A 15,950-nucleotide genomic window follows, 5' to 3' on the forward strand; every position below is an offset into this window, starting at 1 on the left:
GGTCTACCGTGCGCCGCCTTCCCCAACGCGGGCCGCGACCGTGGTGGCGCCCGTGGTGGCGCCCGTGGTGGCGCCCGAGGGGAGCGCCCCGGGCGGCTCCGAGGGGCGGAGTAGGCTCGGTGGATGAGTGAAGCCTTCCGACGCCGGCTGCGCGCCCTCCCGGATTTCCCCAGTGACCTAGCCGTCTTCGATCCGGCCATCGCGCCGGACGATCCGACGCTGCTCTTCAAGGAATGGTTCGAGGATGCGCTCGCCGCCGGGGTCCCTCAACCGCACGCGTTCAGCCTCGCGACGGTCGGCCCGGATGGAATGCCGTCCTCGCGGATGCTCATCCTCAAGAACCTCGACGCCGACGGCTGGCAGTTCGCTTCGGCGCGCACCTCCCGCAAGGGCCGGGAGCTCGTCGGCAACCCGCGGGCCGCGATGAACTTCTACTGGTCGGCCCTCGGCCGGCAGGTGCGAGTGCTCGGCACGGTCGTGGAGCTGTCGGCCGAGGCATCCGCCCGCGACTGGGCCGAGCGCCCGGCGGCGGACGGCGGGGCCAACCCGGCCTGGCAGCTGTACTCGCTGCGCCCGGTCGAGATCGAGTTCTGGCAGGCCAGCCCCGACGGCGACCACGTGCGCCACCGCTACGCCCTGCCCGCCTGACCCGGCTACTTCCACCGGCGAGCGGAGCCCGCGAGGTACTGCGCGTACCCCGCCAGTGACGCGACGGAGCAGAGAACCTGGTAGCCGAGCAGGAACGCCAGGTAACCGCCGGCGTTGCGGCGCACGTGCAGGTCGAGTGGGCCGAACACCGAGCGCCGCTGATGCCGCCTGAGCCCGCCGTAGATGAGCAGGGTGACCGGGAGCACGGTCAGCGCCCAGGCCGAGACGATCGCGGGGACGCCGAACAGGAACAGAATCAGGCCGGGCAGCCAGATCAAGGCGTAGCCGACGTCGAGCAGGGGAATCAGATAGTCGATTCCGCTGACCAGGCCGGCCAACGGGCGTGCCTGCCGCCACGGCGGCACCGCGTGCAGCCCCTCGAACATGCCGCGCGCCCAGCGCGCCCGTTGCCGCATGAAGTGCACAACGGTCGCCGGGGCATCCGTGAAGGCGACGGCGGTGGGTTCGAACAGCACCCGTCCGCCCTGCTGCAGCAGCTTCCAGGTGACGACGATGTCCTCGCCGATCGCGTCGGGCCAGCCGCCGATCGCCCTGACGTTCTCGGTGCGGTAGACCGAGAACGCGCCCTGGGCCACGAGGGTGGCCTGGTAGAGACCCTGCATGCGCTTCACGGCGGCGATGCCGAGGTAGTAGTCCCACTCCTGCATGCGCGTGAGCAGGTTGACCCGGGAGTTGCGCACGAGCACGGTGCCGGCCACCGCGACCGTGTCGGCAGGGCCGGACTCGAGCCGGGAGATCAGGCGGCGCAGGGCCTCGCGGTGCAGCAGGGTGTCGGCGTCGACGGTGATGACGTAGGGCGTCGTGACCTGGTGGAGCGCGGTGTTGAGAGCGTTCGACTTGCCGGGGCGGGGTTCGGCGACCACCCGCATGGCCATGCCCGTGGCGGCGGCGGACCGTGCGGCGACAGCCGTCGTCGCATCCTCGGAGCCGTTGTCGGCGAGGATCACGGTGACCTCACCGGCGTAGTCGCTCTCGCCGATGCACCGGATCGTGTCGGCGATGCCGGCTTGCTCGTTGCGGGCCGCCACGATGATGGTGACCGGTGACACGGGGCTGCTGATCCGCAACGGCGGCTGGCGGTCCAGGAGCAGGGACATGGTCATCAATGCCACCACGAAGCCGGGAAGGTAGGCTACGAGGGCGACCATGAGCCAGGCCGCGGGTTCGCCAACGCTTCGGGACAGGTCGTCGATCCAGGGCTGGGAGATCCAGACCGCCGCGCCCGTCCAGCAGGCGGCGAAGAGGGTGGACAGCAGAAACTTGGCCGGCACGGGCAGATACCAGCGGCTGGAGTGGTGAACGTGCTCGGGGGCCGACAACCCGGGCGGGCGCCCGTCCTGGTACTCGTGCGCGTGCTCGTGCGTGTGCGTCGTGTGGGACATCCGGTGGCCTTTTCTACAACGCTATTCCTCTCCGCGGCCGCCGAGCGGGTGAGCGCACTCCCAGTTCGGGGGCCAGGGCGGCCCGGCCCGGCGACGGCCGGGCGGACGCCGCCGCCCAGCGATGCTCAGGCGGCCACCGATTCGGACAATCCGGTGGCGAAAGCGGGTTCCGGAACGCGTGCCGCCTCCTCCTGGGCCGTGGACAGCACCGGAGCAAGGCCGAGGATGCGCTCGAGCAGGCTCGGCGCGGCATCCCGTCGCAGGGAGAGCAGCACCCGGGCCTCGTGCGGGTTCTGCCCGTTGCGCACGTCAACGTCCGCCGGGCCGTCCACCTTGGCGAAGTAGGTCTGGCCCCGGCGCGGACCGGCGCTCGTGTCGACGCCGATACGCAGGGTGGGCATCTTCTCCGGTTCGAGGTCGCCGGTGGCGAAGGCCGCGGCCAGGCAATCGTGCGGGGACATCCGGCGTGCGCTGGAGTGCTTCTCGTAGTAGCTGAAGCAGGTGCCGAGCATGTGGGCCAGCGCCTGCTGGGTGAGCCCGGTGCTGGCGGCCAACGCGCGCCGATCGGTCTCCTTGAACCGGTGCGTGCCGGTCACGTCGAGCGGCACCAGGGTGACCGGCCAACTGGCGGCGAATACGTCTGCTGCCGCCTCCGGGTTCGCCGCGATGTTGGCCTCGGCGAACCTGCCCGCGTTGCCCGGCGCGAAGACCGCGCCGCCGCGTACCGTCACCCGGCGCACCAGGCGGGGCAGTTCGGGGTCGAGGTAGAGAGCCTCGGCCAGGTTCGTCAACGGCCCGGTGGCGATGATCTCGAGCTCGCCCGGGTGCTCGTGCGCGAGCCGGATCAGCAGCTCCGTGGCGCTTTCGTCCACGGGGCGTCGCCTCGACCGGGGCAGCAGCACGTCGCCGATCCCGTTCGTGCCGTGCAGGGCGACGCAGGCCTTTCGCGCGGCGGCGGAGGGATCGAAGCCGCCGACGGCGACGGGAATGTCGTCGCGGCCGGCCGTGGCCAGCAGATTGAGGGTGTTCGCGGCGGCGACGGCGGCGTCGACGACGCCGGACACGGTGCCGATCCCGGCCAGGCGGATGCCGGGCGTCGCGAGCAGGAACGCGAGCGCCAGAGCGTCATCGACTCCCGTGTCGCAGTCTAGGTACATCGGTCTGATCGGTGTCGGGCGGGGGGTCGCCGGACGATTGTTCGGTGTCGGGTGGGCGTTCATCGGTGAACCATCCAGTTCTGGGGTCGAGGGGGTCATGCGCCGGCCTTCACGGCGGCGCGGAGGATCAGTGAGGCGAGGAAGGAACCGGCGGTCAGCAGGGCGGAGATCCAGAGCGCGCCCTGGTAACCGGCGGCGGTGGCGGTCGCCACGACGGGCGCGACCAGCGCGATGCCGGTACCGAACCCGATCCCGAAGCAGGCTCCGTTGAGGCCGGGGAGGGCCCCGCGGGCTTCCGGCGGGGAGTTGACCACGCTCAGTCCGTTGACCGAGCTCTGGAACAACCCGAGGTAGAGAATCCCCATCCCGATCAGGAGGCCGAACACGACCCAGCGGTCCAGTGCGAAGACGGCGATGGCAACCATGGTGAGGGCGATCAGGCCGCTGCTCAGCCGGAGCGAGCCGATCCAGCCGATCCGCGCGGCCAGCCAGCCGGAGAAGATCGCCGCGGTGACGCCCACGAACGCGGTGGGGGTGAGGTAGAGCAGCGCGGACATCGACGGGGAGAGCCCGTAGCCGACCGCCTGGTCCTGGCTGAGCACGACCAGGGTGAAGTTGAGCGCGGAGAACACTCCGGCCAGGGTCAACAGGGTGCTGAGCAGCAGCGGCCAGACCTGACGTGAGCGCAGGGCGGTGATGGGGATCAGCGGCCGAGCGATCCGGCCCTCGACCACGACGAAGGTGACCGCTGCGGCAATCGACCCGAGAAGGTACGCCATCGTGAGCCCGTCGGACCAGCCGACCGAGGATGCCTGGGAGATCAGGTTGGTGACCAGCACCAGAAAGAGCGAGAGAATGCCGGCCCCCCACCAGTCCATCGACCCGTTCGTGTCCTGGAGTTCGTCCCGCGGCACGAAAAGGAGTACGCAGACGATGGCGACCAGGCCGAGACCGAGAGTGATCACGAAGAGGAACCGCCAGCCGACGGTGTCGGTCACGAAGCCGCCGAGGAACCCGTCCACGCCGAACAGCCCGCCGTTGACGGAGGTGATGATGCCGACCGAGATGCCGAACAGGCGGCCGCTCAGTCGTTCGGAGAGGAGCAGGAAGGAGATTGTGAAGGTGGCGTTGGAGGCGCCCTGGAGCACCCGACCGGCGAGGAGTAGCGGGAGGCTCGGTGCGAGGGCGCAGACGACGGTGCCGACCAGGAGCAGCGCGAGCACGATGACGAGGCTGCGTTTACGGCCGAGGAAGTCGCTCCAGCGGGAGAAGACCATGCCGAAAACGGCGCCGGCCAGGAAGAACGTCGACTGCACACGAGCCACGTCCTGCATGCTCTCGCCGAGCTGTTCCCCGATGGTGGGCAGGGCCGCGAAGAACAGGGTGGCGTTCAACTGGAAGGTGAGGATGGCCAGGACCAGCGTGCCGATCAGCACCCCGGCGGACCGGCGCGCGCGCGTCCGGACCGGCGCCGGAATCGCCTCGGGGGAAAGCACGAGCATGAACAGACTCCTTCGTTGGAGCAACCGCGAGGTTCGGTGGCAACCGCGAAGTCGATCTACTCAGTGTACATGCATGTTATACACGTTCACCAGATGTGCGCGGTATACTCGGTCGACAACGGGGGAGAGACAGATGGATCGACGCACCGAGGCGGCCCTGGCCGGGCCGCTCGAGAGCACAGGCGGGATCCCGCTGCGCGTGGCCGTCTACTCACGAATCACCGAGGCCATCCGTGACGGATCGCTCCCGATCGCCTCCCTCCTCCCCTCGGAAACCGAACTCGGCACGGCGATGGGCGTGAGCCGCACGGTCGTGCGGGAGGCGCTGATGCTCCTCGAGGAGGACCGTTTCGTGCGCAGTCGCCGGGGCATCGGCCGATTCGTCGCCGACCGGCTGCCGCACCTCGGACTCCAGAAGATCCGACCGATCGAGGAACTCCTCGGCGAGACCGGCCGGCCCGCTCAGGTGCGCCGCACCCAGAACGCCCTGCAGCCGTCGTCGCCGGGGTTCACCGCCGACGCGATCGGGATCCTGCCCGGCGAACCGTCATGGTTCATCGAGAGCGTCATCTCCCGCGACGGCGCGCCGATCGCCCTGCTGCAGGAGCATGTGCCCGCCTCGGGCCTCGACCGGCTCGGCCCGGCCGCCGTGGCAGCGGTCACCGAGGAGCACGCGGATGCCCACAGCGTGCTCTCGGCCCTGATCACGGTGCTCGGGCCCACCTTCGGTCCCGGCGAGACGGACATCACGATCGGCGTTCCCGGCGCGACGCGCGGCAAGGTGCTTGGGCTGCCCGCCGGGAGCCCCGTGCTGATCCTCACCCAGACCCTCGAGCACGAGGGGCGCCCGTTCTACCTGTCCAAGGCCCTGATCAACACGGCCTCGGTGCAACTGACGATCAGCCACTCCGCCCAGTCCTGAACGGCCGGGCCGGGCCCGGCCGGGTACAGCTAGAGCCGGTTCTCGGCCAGCCAGCCGACGAGCACCCGCTCGAAGTCCGCCGGCCGCTCCACGCTCGGCAGGTGTGCCGTGTCCCGGAAGGTGCAGCCGCTCGCGTTCGGCACGGCGGACAGCAGATATTCGTACTGGGCCAATGTGGGAGTGATGTCGTACTCGCCGACGGTGATCAGGGCGGGGACCTCGATGTCGGCCACCCGGTTGCTGGCCGGGGGGTCCAACGGGATCGGGAGCGGATTCTCCTCGGCGTGCACCACGTTCACCCGGTTGAGCGACTGGGCCGCGGCGAGGAAGTCGGGGTCGACGTCCGCCTCGCCTCGGAGCGGCCCGATCGCCCACAGGGCCACTTCGAGCCGGGCCAACCGGTGCCAGTCCCCGGCCTCGAAGGCCAGGTCGAGTTCGTCGAAGAGCGCATCCTCCGTGTCGGTGAGTTCCACCTCGGGAAAACCGCCAGGGCCTGACCCGACCGTGACCAGCCCGGTCACGCGCTCCGGGTGCTCCAGGGCCAGGTCGATCGCGATCGAGCCGCCGCGGGAGCAGCCGATCACGGTGGCCGCCGCCACGCCCAGGTGGTCGAGCACCGCGATGGCGTCGGCGCGGTTGGAGAAGGCGACGTCCTGGGTCGTGGTCTGGCCGAAGCCGCGGCTGTCGAAGCGGATGACGAAGTGGCCGACCGCCAGAGCGGCGATCTGCGGGTCCCACATCCGAAGGTTCGCGATGCCGGCGTGCAACAGGAGCAGGGCGGGCGCCGAGGCTGGGCCGTCGGTCTCGTAGTAGAGCGACGCGCCGGGAACGATGAGATGAGGCATGAAGCGAGCGTAGGCTCGCGGCTTCTCCCGCCACAAGGACCGACCCGCGTTTCGGCGGCCGCACCCTAGGCTCGGTCTCATGGGTGGTGTGCTGGTCGGGTTCTCAATCATCGGTTTCGTGATCCTGGTCGGCTACCTGGTCGCACGCCTCGGAATCGCGGGCGCGGGCGCCGACCGGGTGCTCAACCGGATCGCCTTCTTCGTGGCGACCCCCGCACTGCTGTTCACGGTGCTCGCGCACGCGGACGCCCGGGTGCTGTTCTCCTCGTTCCTCCTGACCAGCCTGTGCAGTGTTCTGCTCGGCGCCGGGCTGTACCTGCTCATTGCGCGGCTGTTCTTCCATACCGGTGTCGCCGAGACGGTGCTGGGCGCCGCGGCATCGAGCTACGTGAACGCGAACAACATCGGCCTGCCCGTGGCTATTTACGTGCTCGGTAGTGCCCGCTTCGTTGCGCCGATCCTGCTGCTTCAGCTGCTCGTGCTCGCCCCGGTGATCCTGGCGGTGCTCGACGTGTCGACCAAGGGGCGGATGTCCGTGCGCGGGATCCTGAGCCAGCCGCTGCGCAACCCGATGATCATCGCGTCGGCCGCGGGAGTGCTGGTCTCGATCGCTGGCGTGCAACTGCCCGACCCGGTGCTGGCGCCGCTCGAACTCCTCGGCGGTGCGGCGATACCGCTGGTGCTCCTCGCGTTCGGGATGTCGCTCCGCGGGGAGCGACTGCTCCGGGCCGGTTCAGGCCGCAGGCTGGTCGTCGCCGCCACCGTGATCAAGGTCGCCATCGTGCCGACTCTCGCCTACCTCTTCGGCCGGTTCGTCTTCGCGCTCGACCCGGCCGAACTCTTCGGGGTGGTCACCGTCTCGGCGCTGCCCACCGCACAGAACATCTACAACTTCGCCGCTCGGTACGACCGCGCGCTCACGGTGACCCGGGATACCGTGCTGGTCACGACCCTGGCCTCGGTGCCGGTCCTGCTGCTGATCGCGGCACTGTTGGGCCCGGGTCGGTGATCGACCCTGCCGGTGATCGAGCCTCTCGGTGATCGAGCCTCTCGGTGATCGACCCTGCCGGTGATCGAGCCTGTCGAGATCAGCGCACCGGGTCTCGACGGGCTCGACCACCGCGGGCTTGGCGTCGGTGATCGACCCTGCCGGTGATCGAGCCTGTCGGTGATCGACCCTGCCGGTGATCGACCCTGCCGGTGATCGAGCCTGTCGGTGATCGAGCCTGCCGGTGATCGAGCCTGTCGAGATCGGGCCGGGTCAGCCGCCCCGGGGCTTCGGCCCGCGGTACAGCCACGGACGCAGGGCACGCGTCACCCACGGCATGACCAGGAACGTCATCGCCGGGGCCATCACGAGCGTCGTGATCAGGATCTTGGGGAAGAGCGGCACGGAGCCCCAGCCGGGAATGAGCCAGACGGCCAGGAGGGTGAACGCCACATTGGAGGGCAGGAACCCGAGGCCGATGCTCACCGCCTGCTTCCAGCGCGGCGGCTGGAACGGAGCGTCGACGTCGTCGGTCTGGGGTGCCTCGAACCAGCCCTCGATGCCGGTGCGCTTCTCCACGAGGGCGTCGAGGATGAGGTCGTGGCCGTCGATCAGCCAGTGCGCCCGCTCGGGGGAGCCCTCCCAAGCATCCAGCAGCTCGGCGGTCGCGAAACGGTAGAGCATGTGCCAGCTCAGCGAATCCGCGTTGGCGCGCACCCAGCCTGAGCCGAGGAAGCCGGGGAAACTGCTGGCCAGGTCCATTCCCTGCTGGGCCCAGTGGGTGGCCTCCTGGATGCGGGTGGGCTCGACGCGGCGGGTGACGGATACGGTGACGGAGGACGTCGGCCGCGCTTGTGGCGCTCCGGCGGCGTTCCCCGGGGGCACGGAAGACATGGTTCAAGTATCGCCGCTGCGTTCGCACCGGTCGTTTCCGTTCCGTTTCCGTCCGGTTGCCGATGCCGGGAAGTCGGGTCAGAAAATCATCGGACGGTCGTCGTCCTCGTTGTCCAGGAGCACCTCGACGACAACGGGCACGTGGTCGCTCGGTGCGTCGCCCTTGCGTTCGTTGCGGTGGATGCTGGCACCCGTCACCAAATCGGCGAAGGCCGGCGAACCGAGGATGAAGTCGATCCGCAGTCCTTCATTTCTCGGGAAGCGCAGCTGCTTGTAGTCCCAGTAGGTGAAACCCTCCGGCGCCAGCGGCCGCACCACGTCGCGCAGTCCGGCGCCCTCGAACGCCTCGAAGGCCGCGCGCTCCGGCGCGGAGATGTGGGTGGAGACGCCCGGGATCAGGGTGGGGTCGCCGACGTCGCTCTCCAGCGGGGCGACATTCCAGTCGCCCATCAGGGCCAGCGCGAGCTGCGGGTTGGCGGCGAGTTCCTGGCCGGCGTGCTCCCTGAGTCGGGCCAGCCAGTCCAGCTTGTAGGCGTAGTGCGGGTCGTCGAGCGAACGCCCGTTGGGCACGTAGAGGCTCCACAGGCGCAGGCCATCGACGGTCGCGCCGAGCGCACGGGCCTCGAGCGGCAGCCCGGGGCCCTCCTCGCCCTTGAGGAAGCCGGGCATTCCGGGGAAGGCGGTGGCGACATCCGTCAGCTCGTGGCGGCTGGCGAACGCGACGCCGTTCCACTGGCTCAGGCCGTGGATGGCCAGCTCGTAGCCGGCCTCCTCGAACTGCCTGGCCGGGAACTGCTCCGGCTTGCACTTGATCTCCTGCATCGCGAGCACGTCGATGTCTTCGCGCACCATCCAGTCGACGACGCGGTCGACGCGGGCTCGGATCGAATTGACGTTCCAGGTGGCGATGCGCATGCGTCCCAGCCTATTTGACGGATGCCGTCCGCCGGCGGCGGCGGCGGTGCCGCGAGCGGCGCGATGGCCGCCGGCGGGGTGCTGCCGAAAGTGCCTGCACTACAGTGCAGCGGGGAATGGCAGGATTGACCCACAACCGAAAGGCAGGGTGGACCATGACGGATTTGCAGATCGGCTACGCGGCGATGCTGGAGCAATTCGCTCCCGCGGAGGCCGTCGCCCTCTCGGCCTACGCGGAAGAACACGGCTTCTCCGGTGTGATGGCGGCGGATCACTTCCAGCCGTGGGTGCCGGCGCAGGGCCAGTCCTCGTTTGTCTGGAGCGTGCTCGCGGCGATCGCCGAGCGCACCACGGGCGACTTCGGCCCCGGTGTCACCGCGCCCACGTTCCGCTGGCACCCGGCGATGGTCGCCCAGGCTTCGGCCACACTGGCCTCGATGTACCCGGGCCGGCACTGGCTCGGCCTCGGTTCCGGTGAGGCCCTCAACGAGCACATCGTCGGCGGCTACTGGCCGGAGGCCCCGGAACGCATCAACCGCATGTTCGAGGCCATCGAGATCATCTCGAAGCTCTTCACCGCCTCGATCGCCGGCAAGGACGTCAAGCACTCCGGCCAGTTCTTCAAGCTGGAATCGACCCGGCTCTGGACCATGCCGGAGGTGGCGCCCGAGATCCTCGTCGCGACCGCCGGCCCGGTGACCGCCAAGCGTGCGGGGCGGCACGCCGACGGCTTGATCACCGTCGGTGCCCCGCTGGAGAAGATCTCGATGCTCTTCGGCAAGTTCGACGACGGCGCCCGCGACGCGGGCAAGGACCCGTCGACCATGCCCAAGGTGCTGCAGCTGCACATGAGCTGGGCCGAGACCGACGAGGAGGCGATGAAGAACGCCCTGCACGAGTGGCCGAACGGCGGGATGAAGTTCCCGAAGGGCGACATCCGCTCGCCGTTCGAATTCGAGCAGATGGCGAAGCTGGTGCGCCCGGAGGACTTCGAGGGCCGGATGATCATCTCGGCGGACCCCGACGACCACCGCGCCTACATCCAGAAGTTCGTCGATCTCGGCTTCGACAAGATCTACCTGCACAACGTCGGCCGCAACCAGCGCCAGTGGATCGACGTGTTCGGAGCCTCGGTCCTGCCGAAGCTCGTGCGGTAGTGCTGCCGGACCCCTCAGACGAGGCGAGCGACCGGCTCGAGGTGTTCGTGCTGCCCGGGATCGGCGAGATCGGGGCCGGCGACGACCTGGCCGCGATCATCCTGGCCGCGATCGCCGGCTCGGCCGCCGCAGCGGAGGCGTCCCACCTGGCCGACGGCGACATCCTCGCCGTGACGAGCAAGATCGTGTCCAAGGCCGAGGGCAGGCAGGTCGCAGCGGTCGACCGCGAGCAGGCGATCACCGACGAGACCGTGCGTGTCGTGGCCACCCGGGCCTTCCCCGGCGGGGTCACCCGCATCGTCGAGAACCGGCAGGGGCTCGTGATGGCCGCGGCCGGCGTCGACGCCAGCAATGTGGAGCACGGCACCGTGCTGCTGTTGCCCGTCGACCCGGATGCCTCCGCCCGCGCCCTCTGCGTCGCACTGCGCGCGGGCACCGGGCTGCGGCTCGGCGTGCTCATCACCGACACCGTGGGCCGCCCGTGGCGGGAGGGCCAGACCGACATCGCGATCGGAGCGGCCGGCGTCGCGGTGCTCGACGACCTGCGTGGCAGCACGGATGCCTCCGGCCGCCGCCTCGACGTCACGGTCGCCGCCGTCGCGGACGAGATCGCCGGCGCGGCCGATCTCGTCAAGGGAAAGACCAGCGGCAACCCCGTTGCGGTCGTGCGCGGACTCGGGCGGTTGGTGGAGAACAGCGTCGGCGACCGCCTCGGCGCGCGCCGGCTGTTGCGTTCCAGCGGGAGCGACATGTTCCGGCTGGGCAGCGCCGAGGCCCATGCGGAGGGTTACGCCGAGGGTTACGCCGCCGGGCTGGCCGCCGCGCCGCCCCGCGCCGAACCCGCTGACGAGCCCGCTGACGGGCCCGCGACGCACGACCTCGCCTCGCCGTGAGCTGGATCTGCGTGGTGCCCGTCAAGGGCAGCGCGGGAGCCAAGAGCCGCCTGGGCGACCTTCCGCAGTCCTTTCCCGCCCGCGGGCAGCTCGCGGAGGCGTTCGCGCTGGACACGGTCGCCGCGCTCCTCGCCACGTCGATGGTGGAGGGCGTGCTCGTGGTCACCGCGGACCTGGCCGCCGCCGCTCCGCTGGCCGCGCTGGGCGCCCAGATCGTGGCGGAGGAACCGGGAACGGCTGCCTCAACAGTCCGGGCCGGGGTGCCGCCGGCACATCACGACCCGCTCAACGCGGCCGTCAGGGCGGGAATCCGGGTGGCGCACACCCGGTTCCCGCACTGCAATGTTGCCGTGCTCACGGGAGACCTGCCCGCCCTCACCGTCGCGGACGTCGAGACGACCCTTGCGGCCGCCTCCGCCCACGCCCGCGCCATGGTCGCCGACGAAGAGGGCACCGGCACCACCACCCTGCTCGCGCGGGCCGGCCTGCCCTTCACCCCGCGGTTCGGGCCCGGCTCTCGCGCCACGCACGAGGCCGCCGGCCATGTGCCGCTCGATCTGCCCGCCACCGCGTCGATCCGCCGCGACGTCGATACCGTCGAGAACCTGGCCGAGGTGCTGCGCCGCGGGGTCGGTTCACACACCAGTGCCCTCATCGCCGCATCGCAGGTGATGCCCGGCTAGCTGTCGGGTGCGCACCCTGCCGGGTGGAGGTCGTTCCGGGCGGCGGGTCAGGGCGGCGGGTCAGGGCCGCGGTCTGACGAGGGCGAGCGCGTCCGCCGCGATCCGGGACGTTGACGGCAGGTCCCGCATCCAGAGCGGCACGGCGGCCGAGCGGATGCCGGCCTTCGAGAGCACGGGCACGGCAGCGGCATCCGTCTCGTCCACCAGCCAGGCGTCGAGCACGCCGCCCGAGGCACGGGAGCCGTAGTGCAGGCCGACGGCCTCGGCGGAGGTCTCGACCCCGATCGTGCGCAGGCAGGCGTCGGCCATGCCGCGCACGGCGGAGCCGGCGATGATCGGCGACACTCCGACGACCGTCGCGGCGGTGCTCTGGAGGGCCTCGCGGATGCCGGGGACGGCCAGGATCGTGCCGACGGAGACGACCGGGTTCGACGGCGGCAGGATGACCAGGTCGGCATCCGCGAGGGCGGCGAGGACGCCTGGTGCCGCGGCGGCGTGCTCGAGCCCGACCTGCACGAATTCGGTCACCTCGACCTGGGCCCGGTAGCGCACCCACCACTCCTCGAAGTGGATCAGGTCACCGGCCAGGTGCTCGTCGATCGCGGCGTCGAGCCGCACGTGGGTCTCGACGGGCTGGTCGCTCATCGGGAGCAGCCGGGCGCCCGGCTGCCAGCGCCGGCAGAGGAACGCGGTCGCCTCGCTCAGCGTCGCCCCGCCGCGCAGCAGGTCGCTGCGCACGATGTGGGTGGCCAGGTCGAGGTCACCGAGGGTGAACCATGACCAGCCCCGGCCGTAGGCGGCGATCTCCGCCGAGGTGCGGCGGGACTCCTCCGGTCGGCCCCAACCCTGCTCCTCGTTGATCCCACCGCCGAGCGTGTACATCACGGTGTCGAGGTCGGGGCAGATGCGCAGGCCGTCGAGCCACATGTCGTCGCCGGTGTTCACGACCACGGTCACGGTCGTGTCGGCGGTGGTGCCTTCGAGGTGGTGCAGCAGGCCGCGGGTGAAGCGGGCGCCGCCGATCCCGCCGGCCAGAACGGTGATCTTCTTCATGCGGAGCCTGTTTCCTGGTCGAAGCCGGAGGTGGGGGAGAACACGATCACGGGATGCCCGCCCCGCGGATGCGCGACGATGTCGCAGTCCACCCCGTAGACCTCGGCGATGATCTCGGGGATGAGAACCTCGGTGGGAGTGCCGGCCGCAACCAGTCGCCCGCGGTGCAGCAGCAGGATCCGGTCGCAGTACGCGGCCGCGAGGTTGAGGTCGTGCAGGGCCATGACCGCGGTCAGGCCCAGCGCCCGCACCTGGCCGAGCAGGCCCAGCTGGGCGCTCACGTCGAGGTGGTTGGTGGGCTCGTCCAGCAGCAGCAGGCTCGGGCGCTGTGCCAGTGCCCTGGCGATCTGCACCCGCTGCTGCTCCCCGCCGCTGAGGGAGTGCCAGGCGCGCGTTGCGAGCGCTCCGGCACCGACCATCGCCAGCGACTCCTCTGCCACCCGGTGGTCGGCTTCGCCGCCGAAGCCACCGAGCAGCCGGCTGCGATGCGGGATGCGGCCGAGCAGCACGACCTCGCGCACCGACAGGTCGACGCTCGGCGCGGCATTCTGCTCGAGCAGGGCCACCCGGCGAGCCGTTTCCCGGCGGGACAGGCTGTGCAGCCCGGAGCCGTCGAGCTCGACCTGGCCGCTCGCCGGGGTGTCGAGGCCGGCGATCAGCCGGAGCAGGGTCGACTTCCCGGCGCCGTTGGGGCCGAGCAGGCCGGTCACCGAACCGGTCGTAAGCTCCGCCGAGACGTCGTCGAGGATGACCGTTCCGTTGATCCGGAACGTCACCCGGTCGAGTCTCACGCCCATGCTGCGGCCTTCCGGCTCTTGATCAGCGCGATGAAGACGGGAACGCCGATGAGCGCGGTGATGATGCCGACCGGCAGTTCGCGCGGTTCGAAGACGGTGCGGGCGAGGGTGTCCGCGACGACGAGGAACAGGGCGCCGAACACCACGGTCAGCGGCAACAGTCGCCGGTGGCCCGGCCCGCTCAGCCCGCGCACGAGATGCGGCAGGATCAGCCCGACGAAGCCGATTGCGCCGCTGACCGCGACCATGGCCCCGGTGAGCAGGGCGACCGCGCCGAGTAGCACCCACCTGGTCGCGTTGACGTTGATGCCCAGGGATGCCGCGGCCGTGTCGCCGAACGCGAACGCATCCAGCCGGGTGGCCGCGAGCACGATCCCGGTTCCCACGGCAACGAGCGCGCCGGCGGAGATGGCGACGCTGGTCCAGGAGCTGCCGGCCAGGGAACCGAGTAACCAGTTCAGAATCTCCCGGTAGGAGTCGCCCTTCGCCGACCAGAAGATGACGAAGGATGTCCCGGCCGCGCCGAGCTGGGCGATCGCCAGACCGGAGAGCACGGCCCGGCCGGGGCTGATGGTGCCGCCGACCCTGGCGATGCTCAGGGTGGCGACCAGGGCCGTGAGCGCGCCGAGGAACGCCGCGGCGGGCAGGGCGAACGCGACGCCGAGGATGACGACGCAGACCGCGCCGAACGACGCCCCGCTGGAGAGGCCGAGCAGATAGGGGTCGGCGAGCGGGTTGCGGGTGACGCTCTGCATCACGGCGCCGGAGAGCGCGAGCCCCGCGCCGACCGCTGCCGCGGTGAGCACCCGCGGCAGGCGCAACTGCCAGACGATGGAATCGGTCAGCGGCGGGACATCCGCCAACCCGGGCAGGCCCAGGTGCCCGCCGATGCTCGCGAGCACGTTCGGGAGGCCGATGTCGGCCGGGCCGGTGGCGACGGCGGCGGCACAGACGATCAGGAGCGCCAGGGTCGACGCCCCCACGAGGCCGAGGTAGCGCCCGCGGGCCGCGGCCCGTCCGTCTGGAGTCACGTCGGCCCCCGGTTACTTGGTCTTCTGCTTGTCGAGCACGGTCAGCTGGTCGATCGTCGACCCGGCCGCCTCCACGTTGCGGATGCCGGCCTCGGTCGCCGCGAACGGCAGCACGATGTAGCGCTGGTTCTTCACGGCGTCGAGCTCCTGGGTGGCCGGGTTCGCCTCGAGCGTGGCGATCTTCGACGCGGCGGTGTTCCAGGTGGCGTCGACGAGCACGATCACGCTCGGGTTCGCGGCGATCACGGATTCCCAGCCGACCGAGGTCCACGTGTCGTGTATGTCGGCGAACACGTTGGTCAGCCCGGCGGCCTGCATGATCATCTCGGGCGAGCCGATCCCGGCGCCGACATAGGGGCTGTCGGTACCGCTGGAGTACCAGAGGGCCGTGGTCTTCGTGCCGGTGGGGACGAGGGTGGCCAGCGCCTTCTCCTGCGTCTTCACGAGCTCGTCGGCGGCATCCGCCCGACCGAAGATGGCGCCGGCCTGGGTGATCTCCGCGAACACGGAGTCGAAGGTCAGCGGGTCGGGCATGTAGCCGTCGCCCTTGCAGGCGGCGGGCGAGACGTAGCTGCCGATGCCGAGACCCTCGAGCTGGGCGCGCTCGCCGACGCCGTCGGCGGAGAAGTTGGACTCCCAGCCGCCGTAGATGAAGTCGGGGGCGAGGGCCAGCACGGCCTCCTGGCCCGGCACGAAGTCGCTGACCACGTTGAGGCCCGTGCCGGCCGCGGCCAGGGATGCCGGCAGCGGGCCGTCGAGGAACGCCGAGCCGACGATGCGGTCGCCGAGGCCGAGCGCGAGCAGCAGCTCGGTGGTCGACGACTTGATCGTGACGATCCGCTCGGGGGCCGCGGCTACGGTCACGCTGGTCCCGCAGTTGTCGAGCGTGACGGGATACCCGCCCGCCGCCGCTGCGGCATCCGTCGCGCTGCTGCCGCTGCTGCCGCTGCCGCCGCTGCCGACGGTGCCGCCCCCGGCGCACCCGCCGAGCAGCATCCCCACGCTGGCCGCGCCCATAACCAAAAACACAATTCGACGGTTCATAAAAACCTCACGTTACGT

The 15,950-nt window shown here is 70.6% G+C and carries 16 protein-coding genes; 6 read left to right on the forward strand and 10 right to left on the reverse strand.

Going from position 1 to position 15,950, the window contains the following annotated elements; genetic code table 11:
- Positions 1-123 precede the first annotated feature (123 nt).
- Positions 124-648 (forward strand): pyridoxine/pyridoxamine 5'-phosphate oxidase, encoded by a 525-nt coding sequence (locus QMG61_RS15335; RefSeq protein WP_283495205.1) that lies wholly within the window; start codon positions 124-126, stop codon positions 646-648.
- Positions 649-653: 5 nt separating this feature from the next.
- Here QMG61_RS15335 and QMG61_RS15340 read toward each other — a convergent pair whose 3' ends face one another.
- The 3 genes from QMG61_RS15340 to QMG61_RS15350 all read right to left on the reverse strand — a co-directional run bounded on the left by QMG61_RS15340 (position 654) and on the right by QMG61_RS15350 (position 4,710).
- Positions 654-2,051, reverse strand: coding sequence for a glycosyltransferase family 2 protein (locus QMG61_RS15340; RefSeq protein WP_283495206.1), 1,398 nt, complete (start codon positions 2,049-2,051; stop codon positions 654-656).
- A gap of 125 nt (positions 2,052-2,176) precedes the next feature.
- Positions 2,177-3,208, reverse strand: a complete 1,032-nt coding sequence (locus QMG61_RS15345; protein ID WP_283495207.1) for a nucleoside hydrolase — start codon at positions 3,206-3,208, stop codon at positions 2,177-2,179.
- A gap of 95 nt (positions 3,209-3,303) precedes the next feature.
- Complete coding sequence (locus QMG61_RS15350; protein WP_283495208.1) at positions 3,304-4,710, reverse strand: MFS transporter; 1,407 nt, start codon at positions 4,708-4,710, stop codon at positions 3,304-3,306.
- Between the two features lie 133 nt (positions 4,711-4,843).
- On the opposite strand from QMG61_RS15350, the gene QMG61_RS15355 reads away from it, so the two are divergent.
- Entirely contained in the window at positions 4,844-5,632 is a 789-nt protein-coding gene (locus QMG61_RS15355) for a GntR family transcriptional regulator (RefSeq protein WP_283495209.1), read from the forward strand.
- 29 nt (positions 5,633-5,661) lie between these two features.
- On the opposite strand, the gene QMG61_RS15360 is transcribed toward QMG61_RS15355, so the two are convergent.
- Positions 5,662-6,477 carry an alpha/beta fold hydrolase gene (locus QMG61_RS15360; protein ID WP_283495210.1) on the reverse strand — a complete coding sequence of 272 codons (816 nt, stop codon included), beginning with the start codon at positions 6,475-6,477 and terminating at the stop codon, positions 5,662-5,664.
- Between the two features lie 79 nt (positions 6,478-6,556).
- On the opposite strand from QMG61_RS15360, the gene QMG61_RS15365 reads away from it, so the two are divergent.
- Entirely contained in the window at positions 6,557-7,486 is a 930-nt protein-coding gene (locus QMG61_RS15365) for an AEC family transporter (protein WP_283495211.1), read from the forward strand.
- A 252-nt stretch (positions 7,487-7,738) separates the two neighbouring features.
- Here QMG61_RS15365 and QMG61_RS15370 read toward each other — a convergent pair whose 3' ends face one another.
- On the reverse strand, positions 7,739-8,359 hold the full coding sequence (locus QMG61_RS15370; protein WP_283495212.1) for an antibiotic biosynthesis monooxygenase: 621 nt from the start codon (positions 8,357-8,359) through the stop codon (positions 7,739-7,741).
- A 78-nt stretch (positions 8,360-8,437) separates the two neighbouring features.
- Positions 8,438-9,274, reverse strand: a complete 837-nt coding sequence (locus tag QMG61_RS15375) for an exodeoxyribonuclease III (protein WP_283495213.1) — start codon at positions 9,272-9,274, stop codon at positions 8,438-8,440.
- A gap of 155 nt (positions 9,275-9,429) precedes the next feature.
- Here QMG61_RS15375 and QMG61_RS15380 point away from each other — a divergent pair, with 155 nt between their 5' ends.
- From QMG61_RS15380 to cofC, 3 genes are read left to right on the forward strand one after another with little or no spacing between them, the layout of a single operon-like run.
- Positions 9,430-10,431, forward strand: coding sequence for a TIGR03557 family F420-dependent LLM class oxidoreductase (locus QMG61_RS15380; RefSeq protein ID WP_283495214.1), 1,002 nt, complete (start codon positions 9,430-9,432; stop codon positions 10,429-10,431).
- On the forward strand, positions 10,431-11,324 hold the full coding sequence (cofE, locus tag QMG61_RS15385; RefSeq protein WP_283495215.1) for a coenzyme F420-0:L-glutamate ligase: 894 nt from the start codon (positions 10,431-10,433) through the stop codon (positions 11,322-11,324). Before QMG61_RS15380 ends, cofE begins: the two co-directional genes overlap by 1 nt.
- The gene (gene cofC / locus QMG61_RS15390; RefSeq protein WP_283495216.1) at positions 11,321-12,007 is read left to right on the forward strand and encodes a 2-phospho-L-lactate guanylyltransferase; all 687 of its coding nucleotides are present in this window, start codon (positions 11,321-11,323) and stop codon (positions 12,005-12,007) included. Before cofE ends, cofC begins: the two co-directional genes overlap by 4 nt.
- Positions 12,008-12,067: 60 nt before the next feature.
- Here the strand turns inward: cofC and cofD are convergent, their stop codons facing one another.
- From cofD to QMG61_RS15410, 4 genes are read right to left on the reverse strand one after another with little or no spacing between them, the layout of a single operon-like run.
- A complete protein-coding gene (gene cofD, locus QMG61_RS15395; RefSeq protein ID WP_283495217.1) occupies positions 12,068-13,060 on the reverse strand; it encodes a 2-phospho-L-lactate transferase in 993 nt (330 codons plus the stop codon).
- Positions 13,057-13,857 (reverse strand): ABC transporter ATP-binding protein, encoded by an 801-nt coding sequence (locus tag QMG61_RS15400; protein ID WP_283495218.1) that lies wholly within the window; start codon positions 13,855-13,857, stop codon positions 13,057-13,059. Before QMG61_RS15400 ends, cofD begins: the two co-directional genes overlap by 4 nt.
- Positions 13,848-14,888: a putative F420-0 ABC transporter permease subunit gene (locus tag QMG61_RS15405; protein WP_502847052.1), complete on the reverse strand. Its 1,041-nt coding sequence runs from the start codon at positions 14,886-14,888 to the stop codon at positions 13,848-13,850. The genes QMG61_RS15400 and QMG61_RS15405 overlap by 10 nt, the downstream gene beginning before the upstream one ends.
- A 12-nt stretch (positions 14,889-14,900) precedes the next feature.
- Positions 14,901-15,905: a putative F420-0 ABC transporter substrate-binding protein gene (locus QMG61_RS15410; protein WP_283495219.1), complete on the reverse strand. Its 1,005-nt coding sequence runs from the start codon at positions 15,903-15,905 to the stop codon at positions 14,901-14,903.
- Between the last annotated feature and the right edge of the window lie 45 nt (positions 15,906-15,950).

Origin of the sequence: Cryobacterium sp. PH31-AA6 (assembly GCF_030063195.1) — a bacterium.
In the GTDB taxonomy this organism is placed as follows: Bacteria; Actinomycetota; Actinomycetes; order Actinomycetales; family Microbacteriaceae; genus Cryobacterium.